Annotated in this window: 23 protein-coding genes; 11 read left to right on the top strand and 12 right to left on the bottom strand. The window is 33.3% G+C overall.

What is annotated here, in order from left to right; all coding sequences use genetic code 11:
• Positions 1 to 96 precede the first annotated feature (96 nt).
• From EG814_RS03520 to EG814_RS03530, 3 genes are all read right to left on the bottom strand, one after another.
• Positions 97 to 852 (bottom strand): SGNH/GDSL hydrolase family protein, encoded by a 756-nt coding sequence (locus EG814_RS03520; protein WP_125718928.1) that lies wholly within the window; start codon positions 850 to 852, stop codon positions 97 to 99.
• Between the two features lie 69 nt (positions 853 to 921).
• Positions 922 to 1,704 (bottom strand): DUF3050 domain-containing protein, encoded by a 783-nt coding sequence (locus tag EG814_RS03525; protein WP_125718931.1) that lies wholly within the window; start codon positions 1,702 to 1,704, stop codon positions 922 to 924.
• An 89-nt stretch (positions 1,705 to 1,793) separates the two neighbouring features.
• Positions 1,794 to 2,972 (bottom strand): acyl-CoA dehydrogenase family protein, encoded by a 1,179-nt coding sequence (locus EG814_RS03530; RefSeq protein WP_125718933.1) that lies wholly within the window; start codon positions 2,970 to 2,972, stop codon positions 1,794 to 1,796.
• A 166-nt stretch (positions 2,973 to 3,138) separates the two neighbouring features.
• Here EG814_RS03530 and EG814_RS03535 point away from each other — a divergent pair, with 166 nt between their 5' ends.
• On the top strand, positions 3,139 to 4,917 hold the full coding sequence (locus EG814_RS03535) for a helix-turn-helix domain-containing protein (RefSeq protein ID WP_125718935.1): 1,779 nt from the start codon (positions 3,139 to 3,141) through the stop codon (positions 4,915 to 4,917).
• Positions 4,918 to 4,939: 22 nt separating this feature from the next.
• Here the strand turns inward: EG814_RS03535 and EG814_RS03540 are convergent, their stop codons facing one another.
• Genes EG814_RS03540 through EG814_RS03550 form a run of 3 tightly spaced genes read right to left on the bottom strand, consistent with a single transcriptional unit; the run spans position 4,940 to position 5,472 of the window.
• Positions 4,940 to 5,083: an rSAM-modified peptide gene (locus EG814_RS03540; RefSeq protein ID WP_125718937.1), complete on the bottom strand. Its 144-nt coding sequence runs from the start codon at positions 5,081 to 5,083 to the stop codon at positions 4,940 to 4,942.
• Positions 5,084 to 5,139: 56 nt separating this feature from the next.
• A complete protein-coding gene (locus EG814_RS03545; protein WP_125718939.1) occupies positions 5,140 to 5,280 on the bottom strand; it encodes an rSAM-modified peptide in 141 nt (46 codons plus the stop codon).
• Between the two features lie 51 nt (positions 5,281 to 5,331).
• Positions 5,332 to 5,472: an rSAM-modified peptide gene (locus tag EG814_RS03550; RefSeq protein ID WP_125718941.1), complete on the bottom strand. Its 141-nt coding sequence runs from the start codon at positions 5,470 to 5,472 to the stop codon at positions 5,332 to 5,334.
• A gap of 571 nt (positions 5,473 to 6,043) precedes the next feature.
• On the opposite strand from EG814_RS03550, the gene EG814_RS03555 reads away from it, so the two are divergent.
• The 8 genes from EG814_RS03555 to EG814_RS03585 all read left to right on the top strand — a co-directional run bounded on the left by EG814_RS03555 (position 6,044) and on the right by EG814_RS03585 (position 14,171).
• Positions 6,044 to 7,600 carry a vitamin K epoxide reductase family protein gene (locus EG814_RS03555; RefSeq protein ID WP_125718943.1) on the top strand — a complete coding sequence of 519 codons (1,557 nt, stop codon included), beginning with the start codon at positions 6,044 to 6,046 and terminating at the stop codon, positions 7,598 to 7,600.
• A gap of 54 nt (positions 7,601 to 7,654) precedes the next feature.
• Entirely contained in the window at positions 7,655 to 7,837 is a 183-nt protein-coding gene (locus EG814_RS03560) for a hypothetical protein (protein ID WP_125718945.1), read from the top strand.
• 69 nt (positions 7,838 to 7,906) lie between these two features.
• The gene (locus tag EG814_RS21250) at positions 7,907 to 8,041 is read left to right on the top strand and encodes a hypothetical protein (protein ID WP_262699464.1); all 135 of its coding nucleotides are present in this window, start codon (positions 7,907 to 7,909) and stop codon (positions 8,039 to 8,041) included.
• 54 nt (positions 8,042 to 8,095) lie between these two features.
• The gene (locus EG814_RS03565; protein ID WP_125718947.1) at positions 8,096 to 8,287 is read left to right on the top strand and encodes a hypothetical protein; all 192 of its coding nucleotides are present in this window, start codon (positions 8,096 to 8,098) and stop codon (positions 8,285 to 8,287) included.
• Between the two features lie 313 nt (positions 8,288 to 8,600).
• Positions 8,601 to 10,793: a peptidase domain-containing ABC transporter gene (locus tag EG814_RS03570; protein WP_125718949.1), complete on the top strand. Its 2,193-nt coding sequence runs from the start codon at positions 8,601 to 8,603 to the stop codon at positions 10,791 to 10,793.
• Between the two features lie 2 nt (positions 10,794 to 10,795).
• On the top strand, positions 10,796 to 12,085 hold the full coding sequence (locus EG814_RS03575; protein ID WP_125718951.1) for an HlyD family secretion protein: 1,290 nt from the start codon (positions 10,796 to 10,798) through the stop codon (positions 12,083 to 12,085).
• 36 nt (positions 12,086 to 12,121) lie between these two features.
• Entirely contained in the window at positions 12,122 to 13,771 is a 1,650-nt protein-coding gene (locus tag EG814_RS03580; RefSeq protein ID WP_125718952.1) for a S41 family peptidase, read from the top strand.
• Between the two features lie 13 nt (positions 13,772 to 13,784).
• A complete protein-coding gene (locus EG814_RS03585) occupies positions 13,785 to 14,171 on the top strand; it encodes a hypothetical protein (RefSeq protein WP_125718954.1) in 387 nt (128 codons plus the stop codon).
• Positions 14,172 to 14,173: 2 nt separating this feature from the next.
• Here EG814_RS03585 and EG814_RS03590 read toward each other — a convergent pair whose 3' ends face one another.
• The 4 genes from EG814_RS03590 to EG814_RS03605 form a co-directional block, all read right to left on the bottom strand.
• The gene (locus tag EG814_RS03590; protein WP_125718956.1) at positions 14,174 to 14,881 is read right to left on the bottom strand and encodes a tRNA1(Val) (adenine(37)-N6)-methyltransferase; all 708 of its coding nucleotides are present in this window, start codon (positions 14,879 to 14,881) and stop codon (positions 14,174 to 14,176) included.
• 111 nt (positions 14,882 to 14,992) lie between these two features.
• Positions 14,993 to 15,343 (bottom strand): four helix bundle protein, encoded by a 351-nt coding sequence (locus EG814_RS03595; protein WP_125718958.1) that lies wholly within the window; start codon positions 15,341 to 15,343, stop codon positions 14,993 to 14,995.
• Between the two features lie 174 nt (positions 15,344 to 15,517).
• Positions 15,518 to 16,042 (bottom strand): ribosome maturation factor RimM, encoded by a 525-nt coding sequence (rimM, locus tag EG814_RS03600; protein WP_125718960.1) that lies wholly within the window; start codon positions 16,040 to 16,042, stop codon positions 15,518 to 15,520.
• A 15-nt stretch (positions 16,043 to 16,057) separates the two neighbouring features.
• A complete protein-coding gene (locus EG814_RS03605) occupies positions 16,058 to 16,621 on the bottom strand; it encodes a 30S ribosomal protein S16 (protein WP_125718962.1) in 564 nt (187 codons plus the stop codon).
• A 190-nt stretch (positions 16,622 to 16,811) separates the two neighbouring features.
• Here EG814_RS03605 and EG814_RS03610 point away from each other — a divergent pair, with 190 nt between their 5' ends.
• A complete protein-coding gene (locus EG814_RS03610) occupies positions 16,812 to 17,303 on the top strand; it encodes a DUF6252 family protein (RefSeq protein ID WP_125718964.1) in 492 nt (163 codons plus the stop codon).
• 108 nt (positions 17,304 to 17,411) lie between these two features.
• The gene (locus EG814_RS03615; protein WP_125718966.1) at positions 17,412 to 17,768 is read left to right on the top strand and encodes an RNA recognition motif domain-containing protein; all 357 of its coding nucleotides are present in this window, start codon (positions 17,412 to 17,414) and stop codon (positions 17,766 to 17,768) included.
• 138 nt (positions 17,769 to 17,906) lie between these two features.
• Here the strand turns inward: EG814_RS03615 and leuB are convergent, their stop codons facing one another.
• Positions 17,907 to 18,962: a 3-isopropylmalate dehydrogenase gene (leuB, locus tag EG814_RS03620; protein ID WP_125718968.1), complete on the bottom strand. Its 1,056-nt coding sequence runs from the start codon at positions 18,960 to 18,962 to the stop codon at positions 17,907 to 17,909.
• A 148-nt stretch (positions 18,963 to 19,110) separates the two neighbouring features.
• Complete coding sequence (locus EG814_RS03625) at positions 19,111 to 20,631, bottom strand: alpha-isopropylmalate synthase regulatory domain-containing protein (RefSeq protein WP_125718970.1); 1,521 nt, start codon at positions 20,629 to 20,631, stop codon at positions 19,111 to 19,113.
• Positions 20,632 to 20,644: the final 13 nt, after the last annotated feature.

Here is a 20,644-nt window from a genome sequence, read left to right on the forward strand (position 1 = left end):
CGAGCCGATGACTCTTCTCAATTTCAATAAAATTTAGTCGCGACGGATTTTAATTTGTTAAAAAAGATAAATACAGGTTTTTAAAAATCAAAAATATTAATCCTGCAATGCCATTTTAACTTTCGGCATCATCTTGTCTACAAACATTCTATAAGCTGATTGTGAAGGATGAAGTCCGTCTGAGGCAACTAAACTTGGATTGTTAAGACCTTCGCGAGTAATTTCAGTAATGGAAACAAAAGCAATTTGATTGGTGTTGCAGTAGTTCTCTGCAAAATTATTGTATTGTGTAATTTCTGCTGAGATTTTGTTGCTTTGATCTCCTGCAAGAGCCTGACCGTACGGAGTATAAGCGTAGTCTGGAATAGAAATGACAACAACATTTTTTTTGTCACCTTTGGCCAGCATTATCGCTTTATTGACCAATTCTGGAAACTCTTTTTCGTAAACAGAAAAACTTCTGTGCTGGTATTGATTGTTCACACCAATTAAGAGTGTCACTAAATCATAATTTGATTCTGGATTTTGAGAATTGATTGCCGAAATTAAATTGGATGTTGTCCAACCTGTTGTCGCAATTATTTTGAGCGAGACAGAACTAGAATACATGGCGTTTAAACTGGTTTTGAGCTGTTCTGGAAAACGGCAAGTTTCACAAACGCTCTGACCAATGGTGTAACTATCGCCTAAAGCCAAATACTTTACGGTACTTGCAATTGGCGGTTCAGGCTTTGTTGGAGGAGTTACAATTGGTGGAGGTGGAGGTGGCGCATCAGCAGTTTCGTCTGAACTGCAGCTTAAAAGAAATACTGAAAGTATAACGGTAACTATTTGTTTAAAATGTGGTTTCATAATCTGTTTAAATTAGATTTTTGCATTCGCTTTAAACAAATAGTTACGTTAAATATGTGGGTTTGGATTTTATACCATTTCTGCCTTCATTACGATTTCTTCTTCGATGGCATTCCAAAGTGCGATGCGTCTTTCTAAGGCAAGAATAGAAACTTCTTCAACTTCTTTCCATTTTTGAGCATCTTCTTCACATAATTCTGTAATCATCTGCATGGCCATCGGTCCGTGTTCGTCGGCATCTAGTTCGATATGTCTTTCAAAATAGTAAAGTAATTTTGTTAGATCTGTATCGGGAAGGTTTTTCTGGAAATTTTTCAAAATCTGCGTAAACATACTCGGAATCAAATCTTCTCTCCCGAAGGTAAATGCTGCAGCAATTTCGTGTGGTTTTCCTTCTTCGATAACTCTAAAAGTAAAATCAAGAAAAGACTTTACATTTGGATGCAATGAACTTTGTTTGATGGCAACAAATATATTTTGAAGCGAATGTACTTCTGATAAAAAACTTAAAACTCCAGTTGTATCGGCACCGCAAGCTTCCATTGCTTCCAGATACATTTCGTAATGGCTCTGTCTTCTTCCGTCTAGCGTTAAGTCGGTTTCTTCGGCAAGAACAATTTCGTTTATTAAATAACGTGTTTCTGGGTTTTTAGTAGCAAACCAAGGCGTTGTCGTGCAGGTAAGTTTGGCTTGTAAAGCTTTTAATAGTGACATAAAATCCCAAACAGCAAAAACGTGAGTTTCTAAAAAGCTGTGTAAGTCATCTATGTTTTGAATCTTATTATATAAGGAATGGTTTAATAGTTGGTCTTTTTGTGGTTGTATGCTTTTGTTTATCGTTTCGATATTCATTTTTGGAAATTTTGATGCAAAGATAAAAAGCTTCTCGGTTAGAAGAAGCTTTTTAATATTGAATTTGTATATAATTTAATAGTTGGCTATTATTTAAATGCTGGAATTCCAGTTACATCCATTCCGGTAATCAGTAAGTGTATGTCGTGAGTTCCTTCATAAGTAATAACACTTTCCAAGTTCATCATGTGGCGCATAATAGAGTATTCGCCAGTAATCCCCATACCTCCGAGCATTTGTCTGGCTTCACGAGCAATGTTAATTGCCATGTTGACATTGTTACGTTTTGCCATAGAAATCTGCGCCGTTGTTGCTTTTCCTTCATTGCGTAGAACTCCCAAACGCCAAGTTAATAATTGTGCTTTTGTGATTTCAGTAATCATTTCGGCTAATTTTTTTTGTTGCAATTGCGTGCCTCCAATTGGTTTTCCGAATTGAATTCTTTCTTTTGCGTATCTTAAAGCAGTGTCATAACAATCCATTGCCGCTCCAATTGCTCCCCAAGCAATCCCGTAACGAGCAGAATCTAAACAGCCAAGCGGAGCGCCTAAACCAGATTTATTTGGCAGAAGGTTTTCTTTTGGCACTTTTACATTGTCAAAAATTAATTCTCCTGTAGCAGAGGCGCGAAGCGACCATTTATTATGTGTTTCTGGAGTTGAAAATCCTTCCATGCCACGCTCTACAATTAAGCCATGAATTCTTCCTTCTTCATTTTTGGCCCAAACGATGGCAATATCAGCAAAAGGCGCATTTGAAATCCACATTTTAGCTCCATTTAAAAGGTAATGATCACCCATATCTTTAAAATTGGTAATCATGCTTCCTGGATCTGAACCGTGATCCGGTTCTGTTAAGCCAAAGCAGCCGATAAATTCTCCTGTAGCCAATTTTGGGAGATATTTCATTCGTTGTTCTTCGTTTCCGTATTTCCAGATAGGATACATTACCAAAGAAGATTGTACAGATGAGGTAGATCTTACTCCAGAATCGCCTCTTTCAATTTCCTGCATAATTAGTCCGTACGAGATTTGATCCAATCCTGCTCCTCCGTATTCTACTGGAATATAAGGACCAAAACCGCCAATTTCGCCAAGACCTTTTATAATTTGTTTCGGAAATTCAGCTTTTTGAGCATATTCTTCTATAATAGGAGAAACTTCTCTCTTAACCCACGAACGAGCAGATTCACGAACCAATTTATGTTCGTCTGTTAACAAATCATCTAAGTTATAGTAATCTGGAGATTGAAATAGGTCTGGTTTCATGTTGTTTAATTTTATCAAAGCAAAGTTACACAATAAAAATATAACAAATATCGGTTAAATTGTTATATTTATATATGTGAAAAATAAAATTATTAGGAATTTGGCAAATTAATTGTAGTTTATTGATAATTTATAGACTATTTTTGAATTCCAAAAACAAACTTTAATGAGGCTGATCATCTCTTTTTTCTTTTTACTACTTACGCTTGCCAATGGAGTCGCACAGACGAATGGGGAGCTTACAGAAGAAAAGTACTTAGAATTACAGAATAATATCCGTTTTAGCGCAAACGGAAATTATGATGAAGGTTTGACTTATGTCGATCAGATGCTTAAGTCTAAAAATGAGATTCATATTGCTTTTGCTTATGGAGCAGGTTCTTATTTGTATCAATTAAAAGGAAATGCAGATAAGTCCGAAAAAATGTATAAAGAATCTGTGAAGCATTTGAATAAGATTCAAGAGTCTAATGAGAAAACAAAACTACACGCGTATTTATGCAATTATCGAGGACTTACTTATTGGAAAAGATCTAATTATGGTAAAGCGCTCAGCAGTTATCAGGAAGGCGTCAAATTTTCTTCTAAAATAAATGATGTTGTTCAAGTAATAAAATTCAAAGCAAATATTGCTTTGCTAAATGAGAGTGTAGGCAATTATCAGTTATCCATAAAAATCTTAAGACAAAACGATGCGTTTCTAGATAAGAATGAAGGGTTATATGAAAAAGAGCAATTTCAAAATGCTAAAAGTAATACCTATACCAATTTAGGAAATTGTTATGAAGGTTATTATAATAAAAATAGAGAAAAGACCTATTTGTTAGATTCTGCCGAATACTATTATAAGAAAAGTATAGCGTATTCGGATAAATTTATTGACAATAAAACTACAGCTAAACTTAGTTTGGGGAATATTTATTTATTTAAAAAGGATTATGCCAATGCCGAAAAAATTTATTACGATATCACCTTTTATGCAAAACAGACCAATAATGAATCTGTATTTCAAGTTGCTAGCTATAATTTAGGAGACCTCTATTACTCTATTAAAAAATATGATAAAGCGCTTATATTTTTAAAGAAGGTAGATTCTATTAGCTTAAAAAACAAAAGGATTGATAATAATTTCTTTAAATCTAATTATATACAGGCTAAAATTTACAGTATTAAAAATGAGCCTGAGCTGGCTTATAAACACTCTAAGCTATACTTAGATTCATATGAGAAATATGAAGGAAATCTTAGAGAAGAAACTTTAGACGTTAACTATAAGCTAGGTACAGCAGATCTTAGTGAAGAAATGTTTGATGTCCAGGAGAAGTTTAAATATGAGGTCTTTTGGAATAAAGCGTTGAAAATATTTTATGTAATTCTGGTAATCGGAATTGTATTTTTTCTCATCAAAAATATTAGAGATAAAAATAAAGCCCAGAAGAAAATGAATGCTTTAATTGAAGAGTTTAAAGCGAATCTGGAAAGAAAAGAAATTGAAAAAACAGAAATAGAGAAAGTTTCTACGGGAGAAGAAATAATTGTTGAGGTTCCTGAAAATGAAGATGTTGTTCTGAAGAAAGAAAATGCAAACTTAAGTATTGATGAGGCTAAAGAAAATAAAATTGTAGAAAAATTACTTCTTTTAGAAGAAAAACTAGAATACTTAAATGCCGATTTTACACTTTCTTACGCTGCTAAAAAAATAAAAACCAATACAACTTATTTGTCTTATGTCGTGAATAAAAGATTTGGGAAATCTTTTAGCGAATATTCTAATGAACTGAAAATTAATTATGTAATTAATCAAATGATTACCAATCATTTATATCGTAAATATTCTACGCAGGCAATTGCAGAGAGCGTAGGTTTTAAAAATGCAGTCTCTTTTGCAAAATCATTTCGCAAAAGAACTGGAGTGTCTCCAGCTCAGTTTGCGAATAATATTTAGTAAGCATAATATTTCTACCTTTTTATGTGTTTCCACCGCCACCCACTTTACTTGGATCGTTTTTTGGATCAATTGGTTCTTCATCTCCTCCAGTAATTGTTTTCAGCTCTTTTCTAGATATTGTATCTAATTGAAAATCTTTTAATGTTAATTCTGAGTTTTTCATGACTATAATTTTTTGGATTTATTTTTAAAATTTAATTGTCTATATCTTTCTAACTATTAAGTATTTCCACCGCCGCCTACTTTTCCTGGATCAACTGGATCAGTCGGTGGCGCATCTCCACCTGTAATTGTTTTTTGCTGTTTTTTAGAAATTGTATCTAATTGAAAATCTTTTAATGTTAATTCTGAATTTTTCATGACTTTATTTTTTTTTATTTTTAAATTTTACTTGTCTATATCTTTCTACTATTAAGTATTTCCACCGCCGCCTACTTTTCCTGGATCAACAGGATCAGTCGGTGGCATATCTCCACCTGTAATTGTTTTTTGCTGTTTTTTAGAAATTATTTCTAATTGAAAATCTTTTAATGTCAACTTAGATTTGTTCATTTTTTCTATCTTTTATATTGAAAATTAGTACTATAAATCTTTCATAAATATTTTTGACAACCTTAATTAGCGCAACAAAAAATGATGCTTAAAATTGGTTTATGTAAATTTTTTTTGGTTTTTAGAAGAAGTACAAAAGGTTTTTTTGTAAGCTGATTTTGTTTTTAAATTGTACTGCTTCTTTATTTTTTGGAAGTTTTTTTGGTGCTTTTCAGGGGCAGTTTTTTGACCTTAATAAGCCTTTTTTTACTGTCGCATTTAATGATTTTTTCTTGTAAAATCATCGGCTTTTAGTCATCTATTTTTCATGTTTTTGAATGTTTGAATTATTACTTATCCAAAACTAGATAAAAAGGAAAACCGTTAATCGAAAATGGACTTTCTGACCTTTTTAATAAAAAAAATAACATTTAAATAATTGAAAAACAGTGAGTTGTATTGAGTACTATACTTGGTATAATTTATAAATTGTATGTGGTATAATTAATAAAATGTATGTCTATATGCGATTTTTATCAATAAAAACCCCAATCTTTGCAGTGTAATTATGATTTAAAAACGATCAAAAACGATGTTAAAATTGGTTCAAAAATTTCTGCAAATCAATCGCTACTCAGAAATAAAAAATGAGTTCAAGGATCTGTTTTTGTCTCATCCAAATTATCCGAGTTTATTTGCTATTACAGATTCGTTTGATTTGCTTTCTGTAGAGAACGCAGCTGTAAGAGTTTCGAAAGAACAAATCGAAGATTTGCCTTCTAATTTTTTGGCGTATTTTAAAGGCGAATTAATATTAGTCGAAAAGATTAAAAGCGGAGTAAGAATTACAACCACAAAAAAAGGAACTCAAAAACTATCATACGATAAATTTCTTTTAGACTGGAATGGTGTTATTGTTGCCATTGAGCCAAACAACGTAGTAGCAAGAGAAAATCTAAAAATAGAATACAATTGGTTAAAATATTTTCTACCTCTTGTTCTTGTAGTAGGATTGTCTTTATTCTATAATCGTTTTGACGAATTTAGCGCTTCATTCTTGTTGACATCTATTCTTGGATTAATTGTTAGCATATTTATTGTTCAGGAAAAATGGGGAGTTAAAAATACAGTAATTTCAAAATTCTGTAATTTAAGTTCAAATTCTTCTTGTCATTCTGTAATAAGTTTCAATGACGATATTGCAAATAGATGGTTGAGTTTTTCAGATTTGCCATTGCTTTTCTTTAGCTCAAGTATTATTGCCATATTGGTTCAGCCTTTAAGTTCGGCTATTTTTGTTGGATTTTTAAGTCTGCTCGCTATTCCGATAGTAGTTTGTTCGATTTGGATTCAAAAATTTGAGATTCAAAAATGGTGCATCATGTGCTTAGCCGTATCATTTTTAATATTGGTTCAGAGCATTGTTTGGTTTTCTTCAGATCTTTTTACATTGAGTTTCAGTTTTAATGCTGTTTTTCCATACCTATTTTCTTTATTGCTTTTAATACCAATCTGGGCGACAGTTAAGGTAATGATTAGAAAAATGCTTGATAATGAAAACTCTCTAAAAGAACTTAAGAAATTCAAAAGAAATTATTCGCTATTAAACTTCTTATCTAAAAAAGTAAAATATACAAAAGGATTTGAAGATTTAAGAGGTTTAACCTTTGGAAATAAAAATGCAGGCGTTAAACTTTCTGTAATTCTAAGTCCAAGTTGTGGACATTGCTATAAAACTTTTCAAGAAGCTTTTGATTTAGTATTAAAGTTTCCAGATAAAATATATTTGAATGTTCTGTTTAATATTAATCCAGAAAACAACGACAATCCATACAAAGCAGTTGTCGAAAGGCTTTTAACGATTAACAGAACAACACCAGGAAAAACGGTTGAAGCAATTTCTGATTGGTATATCAAAAGAATGGTGCACAAAAAATGGCTTAAAAAATGGAATGTTGATTCTGTTAGCATGATGATAAATCAGGAAATTCAGAAACAATATGACTGGTGTTCTATCAATAATTTTAATTACACGCCAATTAAAATTGTAAACGAAAGACTATTTCCAAATGAATATGAGCTGAATGAATTGAAATATTTCTTAAATGATTTTGTAGAAGAAGTTCAAGTTTTGGAAAAAACAGCATAAGAAGTTGCGACTCTTAAAATAAAAATTGTGACCCCCAATTTAAAACCTGCAATTATGTTAAAAAGTATTTTAAAATTGAAAGGAGCAGTAGAATTGACTGCAAGTGAGCTGAAAACAATAAACGGAGAGAATGCTCCTATTTGTGAAGACGGATTTAAAGCTAAAAGATGTACAGAATTTGGAACTGTGCCAGCATACTGGAACTGCATTCCAAATAATTATGTCGGAAGCTGCTAAAAGGAAATTTTTAAGCATCAAGTTATGAGGGATTTGAGGCTTAAACTCAAAAAATTAAATAACTGGATTATGTTAGAAAAAATTTTAAAAAGCAAAGAGACAAGAAAGCTGACAAAAAAAGAGCAAAAAAATATTTTAGCCAGTGATTATGGGCAAGAATTTAATTGCAATGATGCGACTGTCGATAAATATTATGCTTGTTAATTTTCATGTTTAAAAAAGCAACAGAAAATATGTTGCTAAAAAATGGTATTAATTATGTTAAAGAAAATTTTAAACCTTGAAGGTGCTCAGTACATTAATAAGAGGGAGCAGAAAACCATAAAAGGAGGAATTCCAGAATGTTGGGTTTACGCTTTGCAGGCCGGATGCATTTTAATACCACCAGGCGAAACTTGTCCGCTAAATACATCATCGGGTATTTGTGACACAAGCCGTCTTTGTTGTTAATTTTTAACTTTTTTAAAAGTAATACAATATAGCCTTATTTAGAATTTAGTCATGTTTTTTTTGAATGTATAGGCGCTCGATCGTGGAACATTGAGCATATTCTCAGTATTGATGATTGGTACTGAGATTCTTAGGAGTTGGCCGCTGTGTTGATTTTATTTGGTTAGGGTAACCGCGGCCATGTCCTAAAGAAATTGTGTTGCTAAAACTTGTTTTTAAATACTTAAACAGAGAAGACTTATGTCTTCTCTGTTTTTTTTAGATTAGCAAGAATATTTTTTCTTACATTGGTCTTGAATAAATCAAAATAACATTGAAAAAATTCGCACATTACAGACAAGCAGACCATAAAGATTGTGGACCGACATGTTTAAAAATTATTGCTAAATATTACGGAAAAACAATTCATATTCAGGAGTTGAGAGATTTTAGCGAAACAACTCGTGAAGGAAGTAATCTGCTTTTTTTGAGTGATGCTGCCGAGAAAATAGGATTTCGAACATTAGGCGTAAAGCTGTCTGTAAAAAGAATTGAAGAAGCTCCTCTGCCCTGTATTCTTCATTGGAATAAAGACCATTATGTGGTGCTTTATAAAATAAAAAAAGGAAAATATTATATTTCTGATCCCGCTTTTGGTCTTTTAAAATACAGTAAAGAAGAGTTTGTTAAGTTTTGGATCGGCAATAATGCAGACGATCAAACAAAGGAAGGAATTGCACTGTTGATCGAAGCAACTCCTAAATTTTTCCAGTCTGATTTTGATAAGGAAGAAAATTCAGGATTAGGATTCCGTTTTCTTTTCCAGTATCTTTTTCAATACAAATCATTTCTTATTCAACTTGCAATAGGACTTTTTGCAAGTAGTTTATTGAGCCTAATTTTTCCGTTTCTAACACAAAGTATTGTTGATGTCGGAATCCAAAATCAGAACATCCATTTTATTTATTTAATTCTCTTCGCCATGCTTTTTGTTTTTGCAGGAAGAACAGGCTTAGAACTCATTAGAAGCTGGATCCTACTGCATTTATCTACGCGAATCAACATTTCTCTTATTTCAGATTTCTTTATCAAATTGATGAATCTGCCTATTTCCTTTTTTGATGTAAGAATGACGGGAGATATTATGCAGCGAATAAATGATCATCGACGCATCGAGAAAATATTGACCACATCATCACTGAATGTGCTTTTTTCTGTAATAAATATGTTTGTCATGGGCGCTGTTTTGGCCTATTTCAACCTACAGATATTTTTAGTTTTTTTTGCGGGAAGCGTGCTTTATTTTGCATGGATTGTACTGTTCTTGAAAAGGAGGGAAGCGCTAGATTATAAGCGATTTGCTGAAGTTTCCAACGAACAAAGCAAAGTAATGGAACTCATAAATGGAATGCAGGAAATTAAGCTTCATAATGCCGAAAAACAAAAGCGTTGGGGGTGGGAGTACGTTCAGGCGAGGCTTTTTAGAGTTTCAATTAAAGGACTCGTTTTGGAGCAGACCCAGACAATAGGTTCTTCCATTATTAATGAACTAAAAAACATATTTATCATCTTTCTGTCAGCCAAGTTGGTCATTGATGGTTCAATAACGTTAGGAATGATGCTTGCCATAAGTTCAATTGTGGGAACTCTAAATGGTCCTATTACACAAATAATTGAATTTGTAAGAGAATTGCAGGATGCTAAAATTTCGCTGGCAAGATTATCCGAAATTCATGAAAAAGAAGATGAGTTGCAGCAGGAAATTAACCAGACAAACGAAGTTCCGCACGATGTCGATATCGAAATTAAAAATCTTTCTTTTCGATATTTGGGTTCAGATGCTCCTGTTTTAGATAATTTAAGTCTGATAATTCCGTGCAATAAAGTAACCGCTATAGTAGGCGTTAGCGGAAGCGGCAAAACAACTTTAATGAAACTGCTTCTCAAGTTTTATGAACCAGAAAAAGGAGAAGTTCTTATCGGAAATTCGCAGCTTAAAAATATATCGCAAAGCGCTTGGAGATCCAATATTGGTGCCGTAATGCAGGAAGGTTTTATTTTTAGCGATACTATAGCCAATAATATTGCTATAGGAGTCGATAGAATTGATAAAGAAAAACTGCTCTATGCGGCAGATGTGGCCAATATTAAAGAATATATTAGCGAATTGCCCTTAGGTTTTAATACCAAAATAGGCGCAGAAGGATTAGGAATGAGTACCGGACAGAAACAGCGTTTATTGATTGCAAGGGCAGTTTATAAAAACCCTGAAGTTCTGTTTTTTGATGAAGCAACTTCTGCATTGGACGCTAATAATGAAAAGGAAATTATGAAAAAACTCGATATCTTTTTCAAAGACAAAACGGTAGTCGTCATCGCGCACCGATTAAGCACAGTTATGAATGCAGATCAGATTGTGGTTTTAGACAAAGGAAAAATCATCGAAATAGGAAGCCATTCGGCATTGGTGGAACAAAAGGGTAATTATTTTGAATTGGTTAGAAATCAGTTGCAATTAGGAAATTAATCATGAACGAAGATACATTTGAATTAAGAAGCGAAGAAGTTCAGGATATCCTGACCAAAGTGCCACATTGGATGATAAGATGGGGAACAGTTTTGATATTTGCTATCATCATCATGCTGTTTTTTGTTTCGTGGTTTGTTAAATACCCAGATGTTGTAAGAACAGAAATTACAATTACCACTAATATTCCGCCAGAGAAAATTGTATCAAAATCTTCTGGACGTATTGAAGCTATTTTAGTTAAAAATAAAACGCTGGTTGCCAAAAACAGCACATTGGCAATTATCGAAAATACAGCCAACTACAAAGATGTTTTTCTGCTGAAAGATATTGTAGATAAATACGATATAAATAATTCTAAAAAAGAATTTCCTTTCGAATTATTAAAAAACAAGCAATTGGGCGAAATCGAAAGTGCATTTGCCGTATTTCAGAAAGATTATCAAGCGCAGGAGTTAAATCAAAATCTTCATCCATTTGAGATAGAAAGCAGAGCGCAGAGGTCAGAAAAAATTCAGATTACCGAAAGATTGGAAATTCTGCAGCAGCAGAAAGTGATTAACGAGCGCGAATTGGAGCTTCAAAAAAATGAAGTTGCCCGTTTTGAAATTTTGTTTAATAAAGGAATTATTTCAGCTCAAGAAATCGAAGCCAAAAAACTGAATTTTCTTCAAGCACAAAAGAATTATAGAAGTCTATTGTCGTCAATTTCCCAATTGAGGTCTTCGCTTATTGATAATACAAAATCAAGCCAGAATTCTCAGATAAACAGCACCAGAGAAGAGGTTAATCTGGGGCGCAGTGTTTCGCAGTCTTTTTATCAGTTAAAAAAAGTTATACGAGACTGGGAACTGGCATATGCCTTAAAATCGTCGATTAGCGGAAAGGTTACTTTTCTGCAAGTCTGGAACGAAAATCAGACCATAAATATTGGTGACAATGTTTTTTCGATTATTCCCGATGCCAAAAACAGCTTTATAGGAAAAGTAAAAGCGCCGGCTTTAAATTCAGGAAAAATAAAAGTTGGACAAAGAGTCCATATTCGTTTGGCCAATTATCCCGACAGAGAATTTGGTGTTTTAAGAGGCGAAATCAAAAATATTTCGCTTGTTCCAGATAAAGACGGGAATTTATTGTTGGATGTGGCACTTCCAAACGGATTAAAAACATCTTATAACAAACAAATTGCCTTTCAGCAGGAAATGAAAGGAAGTGCAGAAATTGTAACCGAAGATCTGCGTTTAATAGAACGAATTTTATATCAGTTTAAGCATATTTTTGAACAGGTTTAAACCTTAAATCTACTAACAATCAAAACCACTATTTAAATGAAAAAAACTTTATTAATTGTTTTTATATTAATCTTTCAAACTATCTTTTCAAAGCCCATTACAGAAACCCAAAAATTAGCTGCGACTTGTAAAGTCTGGGGTTTCTTAAAATATTATCATCCAAATGTTGCGGACGGCAGCAAAAACTGGGACGAACAATTGTTTCAAATTTTGCCAAATGTTGAAGAAGCACAGACTTCTGAAGCATTCTCACTAGTGATTGAAAATTGGATTGTTTCTTTAGGAGAAGTGAAAGCTTATAAAACTGAAAAACCAGCTGTAAAAAAACAATATTTCGATAAAAACTTTGATTTATCTTGGATGAGTAATGGTGAATTATTCTCAAAATCGCTTTCTAAAAAATTAAAATTTATTGAAGAGAGTAGAATTCAGGGCAAACAATTTTATGTTGATTATGTAAAGGACGGAGGAGTGCCATTACAGTTTAATAATGAAGTTAAATACCCAAACTTTAAATGGACAGAAAAAAATCTACGTCTTTTGGCATTATTTAGATATTGGAATTACGTTGAGTATTTTTTTCCATATAAATATCAAATGGACGAAAATTGGGATAAAGTCTTAATAGAATTTCTCCCAAGATTTATAATTCCAGAATCCGAAAAGGATTTTGCCTTAGCAATGCGTGAAATTTCGATTAAATTAAATGATACGCATGCTTCAACTCATATGTCTCAAATGTTTGAATATTTTGGAGATAAATTTATTCCGGTCGATGTTAAAATAATAGATGAAAAGGCCGTTGTTATTGGTTTAAAAAATGATTCTCTTGCCAAAATTAACGATATAAGAATTGGTGATGTTATTACAAAAGTTGAAGGCAGAACAATCGCAGAGATTTTAAAAGAAAATGTAAAGTATGTGGAAGGATCCAATGAGCCTTCGGTGCTAAAAAATGCATATTGGGCGATTTTTAATGGAGAATCTTCATCGTTTCAAATCGAGTTCATTAGAGATAATAAAATAGCTGAAAAAGCGATAAATCGTTATAAGTACCAAGACTTAAAAATTCAATATCCAACCAATGAAAAATGGAAAATTCTAGAGGGAAATATTGGTTACATTAACTATGATGAAGTCACTCCCGAAGATGTTCCAAATTTAATTGCGGCAATGAATAACACAAATGCTGTTATTTTTGATAATAGACAAAGACCTCAGGATGTTATGTATGCAATTTCGGACTGGCTCAATGCTAAGCCTACAGAATATGTTAAATATGTTGATCCTGATCTTAGCTATCCAGGACGCTACATTTGGAGAACAGACTTAGATAAATGTGGAAAAAATAACCCTGATTATTACAAAGGGAAAGTAATAGTTTTAGTGAATGAAAATGCGGTTAGTCATGCAGAACATAATGTTATGGCTTTACAAACGGCGCCAAAAGTCACGGTTTTAGGTTCTCAAACTGGAGGAGCAGACGGTGCCAATTATAGATTTTCGTTAATAAAAGGATTTACTTCATCGTTTACTTGTTATGGTGTTTTTTATCCCAATAAGAAAGAGATTCAACGCATTGGGATTGTTCCTGATATTGAAGTAAAGCAGACAATTTTAGGAATTCAACAAGGGAAAGATGAAGTTTTAGACCGAGCAATTCTATTTGCAAAAAATGGAAAATAAAAGATAAAAAGCGATGAAAAAGATATTTTTATTAGGTATTTGTTTTTTTGGAAGTTTTGTGTATTCACAAAAAGCAGACTGCAATAAGTTTAAAACGGGAAAATTTGTTTCACAGGCATTTCCAAATGAGTACATTATTAGAAAAGATTCAATAGAAGAAGCTTATATGGATGGAAAATTACAATCTGTTTGGGCTGTAAAATGGCTAAGCGATTGTAAATTTGAATGCGTATGTATAAAAAATAATGGATCGGAATATGTTAGATTAGGTGATCGATTTGTCAGTGAAATCATTAATTCATTTGACGAAAATTGCATTACGTTATCGAACATTTACTACAATGAAGAAAAACCCAATGGTATGGAATTTCAAAGAGGAGTATGTCTTCAGGATAACTAAGTTTACATCTTCAAATAAAAATCCTTTGTCAATTCAATATATTCAGGTGTATAAATATGCCTGTCAATTTCGATAACTAATTCATTAACTTCGATTTCTGAAATTTCATTTCGGCTAAAAGCCAATAAGCTGCGTTTAATTTCAGAAGTCGGAGTTCCTTTTACGCGTGTAATTTTAATAGGATACAATTCTGCTTCTTTTGCCAAAGCAATAAATTTTTCTTCTTCTTTGAAAGGAATAATAATTGCTAAAATACCATTTTCAGAAAGTAGTAAATCGGCGGCTTCAACAATTTCTTCAAAAGGCATTGCATCTTGAAAACGAGCTAAATCACGCTGTTCATTTTCTGTCTTATAATCTTCAGCATAAAAAGGCGGATTGGAAACAATCAAATCATATTCGTCTTCTGGTTCTTCTATAAACTCATCTAAACCGGCATGAAAACAAAATAAACGATCACCCCATGGTGAATTTTCAAAATTTTCTACCGCTTGTTCGTATGCATCCTCATCAATTTCTAAAGCGTCTATTTGTTCTGCTCCGCAACGCTGAGCAATCATTAAAGCAATAATTCCAGTTCCAGCGCCAATATCTAAAACACTAAAAGGATGATGATTTATTGGAGCCCAAGAGCCCAATAAAACACCGTCGGTTCCGACTTTCATAGCGGTTTTATCCTGATTGATAGAAAATTGTTTGAATTGAAACATAAATAAAAATTCCAAATTTTAAATTCCAAATTCCAATGTTGGGTCGAAATTCCAATGTTGAAATTCCAATTGAAAAGGATTGAACAGCAAAAATACTATTTTAGAAATTAATTACTTTGATGTTTTGGATATTATGGCTGATAAAATTTTTCGCAATTCTTCTATTTCGAATAATAGAGATTCAGATTTAATTTTTTGTTCGGGATTTAGCTCATGTAATAAACGAATCCAAAATTTAGATTCTTTAGCTTCTTTTCGAGCTATTTTTAGTCGAAAGATTAAATCTTTGTCACCGAGTTTTTCATTTGCTTCGATATAATTTGCACCTACAGAGCCAGAAGATCTTACAAGCTGTTTACCATCTTCAATATTAGAAGTTGTTTTAGGTAATGTTTTAATGTAGTTTCGACATTCTTTAGCAAATAAAAAAGTGCGCTCTTCTAAGTCAAATGGTTTATTCATGGTGTAAATTCCAAATTCCAAGTTGGGATTGTAAATATAGAACAAATGTCAATAAAAGAAAGTTTTTTCTTTCAAATATGTTTTGAGATAATAAAACTTTAATTGGAATTTGGGATTTCAATATTGGAATTTCCTTTTGGTTGGAATTTGGAATTTAAAAATTTGGAATTTAATTTAAAGGTACATTTCAATCAATCCCTCTGGAAGATCCATAACAACCTTTTTGTTTTCGCGGTCGATTTTTACCAAGAATTGGTCAATCATTGGAACTAAGATTTCAACTTCGCCATTTAAAACTTCAAAAAGAGGCTGAGCAGTTGAATCATTTATAGAAGTTATTTTTCCGAAAACGCCTAGACGTTTGTCTTCAATTTCGAAACCAATCACTTCGTGGAAATAAAATTTGTTACCACTAAGTTTTGGTAACATAGATAAAGGAAGATAAATACCATTTCCGACTAAGGCATCGGCATCTTCTTCGGTATTTACATCTTCAAAACGAACTCTCAGAAAGTCGTTTTTATGCATTGAGCTTGACTCAATAAAAAAAGGAACCAAGTGTTTGTTGTGTTCAACAAACACTGATTCCAGATTTTCGTATAACTCAGGTTCGTCTGTATCTAAATAGATCAGAACTTCACCTTTGAAACTAAATTTTTTAGCGATTTTACCTAAATAAAAACAGTCTTCTTTACGCATTATCGCTAAGTAAAATTATGCTTCAGTTGTTTCGTTATTCTCTTCAGCAGCAGGAGCTTCTTCAGTTGCTTCAACTTCAGCAACTTCTTCAGCTACAGGAGCTTCTTCAACGGCAGTAGCAGCAGCAAGCGCTTCAGCCTGAGCTTTAGCACGTTTAGCGTTTACTTCTTTTTCAGCTTTTAAAGCGTTAGCTTTAACATCTGCTTTTGCTTTAGATAAACCATCTTTTTTAGCATCAACTTTTCCTGCTTTAGACTCTAACCAAGCTGCTAATTTAGCATCTGCTTGCTCTTGAGTTAAAGCTCCTTTGCGGATACCTCCATCAAGGTGGTGTTTCAATAAAGCACCTTTGTAAGAAAGGATTGCTCTTGCAGTATCAGTTGGTTGTGCACCATTGTGTAACCATTTTACTGCGCTGTCAAGATCTAGCTCAACAGTTGCTGGGTTAGTGTTTGGATTGTAAGTACCGATTTTCTCTAAGTATTTACCATCTCTTTTTGAGCGTGCATCTGCAGCTACAACCCAGTAAAAAGGTTTTCCTTTTTTACCGTGTCTTTGTAATCTAATTTTTACTGACATAATCTAATGATTAAATTTTGAGGTACTCGACCTCTGTTAATTAAGGGCGCAAAGATATAATTTTTTTATGAAAAACACGTTTCAAAGAGGATTAAATATATAACAGTTGCTTTTTTAGCATTTTTTTGACTTTTTAATTTAAATTTTTTAGCTCTTTTTGCAAAAAACTGCATCAAATTCAATTTTAAACATGAAAAAGTATTTCTGCTTTTTATCAATTTTAGTTTTGCTGGTATCTTGTACAGCAGATACAACAACATTTAATAATACGGCTTTTCAGGCTCTAAAAGATAATGATTTTTGGAGAGCTGAAGTTTATGGAGTGAGAAAAGAAACGAACGGAGTTTTTATCGTCGAAGCTTCTTTAGGCTACGAACAAATTAATTTTCAGCTTCCTGAGCTATCCGAGAAGACATTTATTTTGGGTGTTAATGATGATACCAAAGCCATTTATAAAAATACTAGTGAAGAACAAGAATCAGAATTTGACACTGGAGCAGGCAGAGGAAATGGAGAAATTACTATTACAGAATATAATAAGGAAGAAAATACCATTTCGGGAACATTCAGATTTACGGCCTTTAATATTGCTGCTGATGCAGTAAAACAGGAAATGCGTATTACAGAAGGTGTCTTCTATAAAATTCCATTAGAAACACGTAATGAAATTTCTGTTAATTAATAAGACTTATTGTTAAGTGTAAATCCAAATAAAAACATAAATAAACTTACATATAGTAGATTAGAAAAAAATAAGACTACATTTGTCAAGTATTATAAATAAATATCTATGAATATTTTTGTTGGAAGTCTTCCATTCAGTATTGAGGAAGCAGATTTAAGAGAGTCTTTTGAGGCTTATGGTGCAGTTGACTCTGTTAAAATTATTACTGATAAATTTACTGGAAGAAGTAAAGGATTTGGTTTTGTTGAAATGCCAAATGATAGCGAGGCTCAAAAAGCTATCGATGAATTGAACGGAGCTGTAGTTTCAGGTCGTACAATTGTTGTAAATAAATCTGAGCCTAAACCAGAAGGCGAAAGAAGAAGTTTCAACAACAACCGTGGTGGAAATGACCGTGGTGGTTATGGAAACAACCGTGGCGGTTATGGAAATGACCGTGGTGGAAACAGAGGAGGATATTAATATTTTTTTTCTAAAATACAAAAGGGATCAATTTTATTGATCCCTTTTTTTGTTTGATAAATTTGTTTCAGGTTTTATTTGTTTCAAGTTTCAGGTTGGAAAACTTGAAACTTGAAACCTCAAACAAAAATTAACTAATTATACATTCGCAGCTAACCAGTCACCTACTTCTTTAGTACCGTATGCTTTTCCTCCGTTTGCTAAATCTTCAGTAACTACTCCAGCTTCTAAAGCTTTGTTTACAGCGTCTCTCATTGCTTTTCCTTCTTCCATCAATCCGAAGTTTTCGAACATCATAGCAGCAGATAAAACAGTAGCCATTGGGTTAGCAATGTTTAATCCAGTAGCTTGTGGGTAAGAACCGTGAATTGGCTCAAATAAAGATACTTCAGCTCCCATAGATGCAGAAGGCATTAATCCCATTGAACCAGAAATTACAGAAGCTTCGTCTGTTAAAATATCTCCAAATAAGTTTTCCGTAATCAATACGTCGTAAGAGTTAGGCCATTGCACTAAACGCATCGCAACCGCATCAACAAATTCGTAGCTTACTTCAACTTCCGGATAATCTTTTTCCATAGCCTGAACTGTTTCTCTCCACAAACGTGAAGTTTCCAAAACGTTTGCTTTATCTACACAACATAATTTTTTAGAACGCGTCATGGCTAATTCGAAACCTTTTTTAGCCAAACGCTGTACTTCTGCTCTGGTGTAAACGCAGTTGTCAAAGGCAGTGTCTCCACCGTCTTTTCTTCCTTTTTCACCAAAGTAGATTCCGCCAGTTAATTCTCTTAAGAAAACTAAATCCGTTCCTTCGATTCTTTCTCTTTTTAATGGAGACTTATCTAATAATGAAGGGAATGTAAAAGTTGGTCTTACGTTTGCGAACAAACCTAAAGCTTTACGCATTTTTAATAAACCTTGCTCTGGTCTTACTGGCGCAGAAGGATCATTATCGTATTTTGGGTGGCCGATTGCTCCAAAAAGAACCGCATCAGCATTTTTACAAACTTCGTGTGTTGCATCTGGATAAGGCTCGCCAACTGCATCAATTGCAGCAGCACCAGTTAAAGCTGGTTTCCAAGTGATTTCATGTCCAAATTTTTGCGCAATAGCATCTGATACTTTTACGGCTTGATCGATTACTTCTGGTCCGATTCCGTCACCGGCTAAAAGGGCTATGTTTAATTTCATTATTTATTTTTTAAAAGGTTCTAAGGTTTGAGTTGCTAAGGTTCTAAGGTTTCTTAGCGATTATTTTTTAAGCTTCTGAGCTACTAAGATGCTAAGATACTAAGTTCCAGCAAATCTTAGAACCTTAGTAGCATAGCGACTTAGCACCTTAGAAGGCTATATTAAGCATTTTCTGTGTTGCAATTATCGCTGCAACAGTCTGGTCAGAATCTAAACCACGGGTTTTAAATTCTTTTCCGTTGTTTACCCAAGTAATAATCGTTTCGCATAAAGCGTCAGAACTACTTCCGGGTGGGATTCTTACTGCGTAATCAATCAATTTTGGGAGGGTTAATTTTTTGCTTTTGTAAATCTTAGATAAAGCATTCATAAAAGCATCAAACTGACCGTCTCCTTGAGCATTTTCTTCTATTATTTCTCCATTTAAATTTAGAGATAAAGTCGTTGATGGGCGCATTCCTTTAGAATGAACCAGCATATAAGAATTGATTGTGATTTTTTCTTCGTACGTATGACTGTCTAAAACATCCGAAATAATGTACGGAAGATCTTCTTTAGTAACGGTTTCTTTTTTGTCGCCCAATTCGATAATTCTTTGGGTAACCAATTTCAAATCTTCGTTGTTTAGTTTTAAACCTAATTCCTGAAGATTCTTTTCGATATTGGCTTTCCCAGAAGTTTTTCCGAGGGCATATTTTCTTTGTCGCCCAAAACGTTCCGGAAGCAAATCATTAAAATAAAGATTGTTTTTGTTGTCTCCGTCGGCGTGAATTCCGGCAGTTTGCGTAAAAACGTTATCCCCAACAATTGGTTTGTTGGCAGGAATTCTATAACCTGTAAAAGTTTCAACCAGTTTGCTTACAGAATACAAAGAAGTTTCTTTAATGCCAATGTGTACTTCTGGTATATAATCGTTTATAACTGCTACGGTACTTTCAAGAGGCGCATTTCCTGCACGTTCTCCCATTCCGTTTACGGTAACGTGAAGCCCGTTGATTCCGGCTTTTACGGCTTCCATAACATTGGCAACACTTAAATCGTAATCGTTATGCGCGTGGAAATCAAAGTGAATATTTGGATATTTTGCTTTAATTTTTGAAATAAATTCAAAAGTCAGAGACGGAATTAAAACGCCTAAAGTATCCGGCAATAAAACTCTTTTAACGGACTGAGTAGAAAGGAAATCTAAAAATTGAAAAACATAATCTTGAGAATTTCTCATTCCGTTGCTCCAGTCTTCCAGATAAACATTCGTTTCAATATTATTCTCTTTAGCTAAAGCAATAATTTGAGCTATTTCTGCAAAATGCTGTTCAGGAGTTTTTTTCAATTGGTGCGTTAAGTGATTCATTGAGCCTTTGGTCAATAAATTCTGCACTTTTGCACCCGCTTTTTTCATCCATTCAATGGAAACACCGCCGTCTACAAACGTTAGCACTTCGATTCTATCAATATAGCCACGTTCTTCAGCCCAAGAAGTGATGCCTTTTACGGCTTGAAATTCCCCTTCGCTCACGCGTGCAGAAGCAATTTCGATTCTATCAATATTTAATTCCTCCAGCAATAATTGCGCAATGGTCAGTTTTTCTGCAGCAGAAAATGATACTCCAGACGTTTGTTCACCGTCACGGAGCGTCGTATCCATTATTTCAATTTTTCTTTTTTCCATTATTATATTGTTA

The organism is Flavobacterium ustbae (genome assembly GCF_003946915.1).
Taxonomy (GTDB): domain Bacteria; phylum Bacteroidota; class Bacteroidia; order Flavobacteriales; family Flavobacteriaceae; genus Flavobacterium; species Flavobacterium ustbae.

What these genes read in the sequence shown, in the direction of transcription:
- EG814_RS03520 (WP_125718928.1), bottom strand. Translation starts at nt 852, where the DNA reads ATGAAACCACATTTTAAACAAATAGTTACCGTTATACTTTCAGTATTT.
- EG814_RS03525 (WP_125718931.1), bottom strand. Translation starts at nt 1,704, where the DNA reads ATGAATATCGAAACGATAAACAAAAGCATACAACCACAAAAAGACCAA.
- EG814_RS03530 (WP_125718933.1), bottom strand. Translation starts at nt 2,972, where the DNA reads ATGAAACCAGACCTATTTCAATCTCCAGATTACTATAACTTAGATGAT.
- EG814_RS03535 (WP_125718935.1), top strand. Translation starts at nt 3,139, where the DNA reads ATGAGGCTGATCATCTCTTTTTTCTTTTTACTACTTACGCTTGCCAAT.
- EG814_RS03540 (WP_125718937.1), bottom strand. Translation starts at nt 5,083, where the DNA reads ATGAAAAACTCAGAATTAACATTAAAAGATTTTCAATTAGATACAATA.
- EG814_RS03545 (WP_125718939.1), bottom strand. Translation starts at nt 5,280, where the DNA reads ATGAAAAATTCAGAATTAACATTAAAAGATTTTCAATTAGATACAATT.
- EG814_RS03550 (WP_125718941.1), bottom strand. Translation starts at nt 5,472, where the DNA reads ATGAACAAATCTAAGTTGACATTAAAAGATTTTCAATTAGAAATAATT.
- EG814_RS03555 (WP_125718943.1), top strand. Translation starts at nt 6,044, where the DNA reads ATGTTAAAATTGGTTCAAAAATTTCTGCAAATCAATCGCTACTCAGAA.
- EG814_RS03560 (WP_125718945.1), top strand. Translation starts at nt 7,655, where the DNA reads ATGTTAAAAAGTATTTTAAAATTGAAAGGAGCAGTAGAATTGACTGCA.
- EG814_RS21250 (WP_262699464.1), top strand. Translation starts at nt 7,907, where the DNA reads ATGTTAGAAAAAATTTTAAAAAGCAAAGAGACAAGAAAGCTGACAAAA.
- EG814_RS03565 (WP_125718947.1), top strand. Translation starts at nt 8,096, where the DNA reads ATGTTAAAGAAAATTTTAAACCTTGAAGGTGCTCAGTACATTAATAAG.
- EG814_RS03575 (WP_125718951.1), top strand. Translation starts at nt 10,796, where the DNA reads ATGAACGAAGATACATTTGAATTAAGAAGCGAAGAAGTTCAGGATATC.
- EG814_RS03580 (WP_125718952.1), top strand. Translation starts at nt 12,122, where the DNA reads ATGAAAAAAACTTTATTAATTGTTTTTATATTAATCTTTCAAACTATC.
- EG814_RS03585 (WP_125718954.1), top strand. Translation starts at nt 13,785, where the DNA reads ATGAAAAAGATATTTTTATTAGGTATTTGTTTTTTTGGAAGTTTTGTG.
- EG814_RS03590 (WP_125718956.1), bottom strand. Translation starts at nt 14,881, where the DNA reads ATGTTTCAATTCAAACAATTTTCTATCAATCAGGATAAAACCGCTATG.
- EG814_RS03595 (WP_125718958.1), bottom strand. Translation starts at nt 15,343, where the DNA reads ATGAATAAACCATTTGACTTAGAAGAGCGCACTTTTTTATTTGCTAAA.
- rimM (WP_125718960.1), bottom strand. Translation starts at nt 16,042, where the DNA reads ATGCGTAAAGAAGACTGTTTTTATTTAGGTAAAATCGCTAAAAAATTT.
- EG814_RS03605 (WP_125718962.1), bottom strand. Translation starts at nt 16,621, where the DNA reads ATGTCAGTAAAAATTAGATTACAAAGACACGGTAAAAAAGGAAAACCT.
- EG814_RS03610 (WP_125718964.1), top strand. Translation starts at nt 16,812, where the DNA reads ATGAAAAAGTATTTCTGCTTTTTATCAATTTTAGTTTTGCTGGTATCT.
- EG814_RS03615 (WP_125718966.1), top strand. Translation starts at nt 17,412, where the DNA reads ATGAATATTTTTGTTGGAAGTCTTCCATTCAGTATTGAGGAAGCAGAT.
- leuB (WP_125718968.1), bottom strand. Translation starts at nt 18,962, where the DNA reads ATGAAATTAAACATAGCCCTTTTAGCCGGTGACGGAATCGGACCAGAA.
- EG814_RS03625 (WP_125718970.1), bottom strand. Translation starts at nt 20,631, where the DNA reads ATGGAAAAAAGAAAAATTGAAATAATGGATACGACGCTCCGTGACGGT.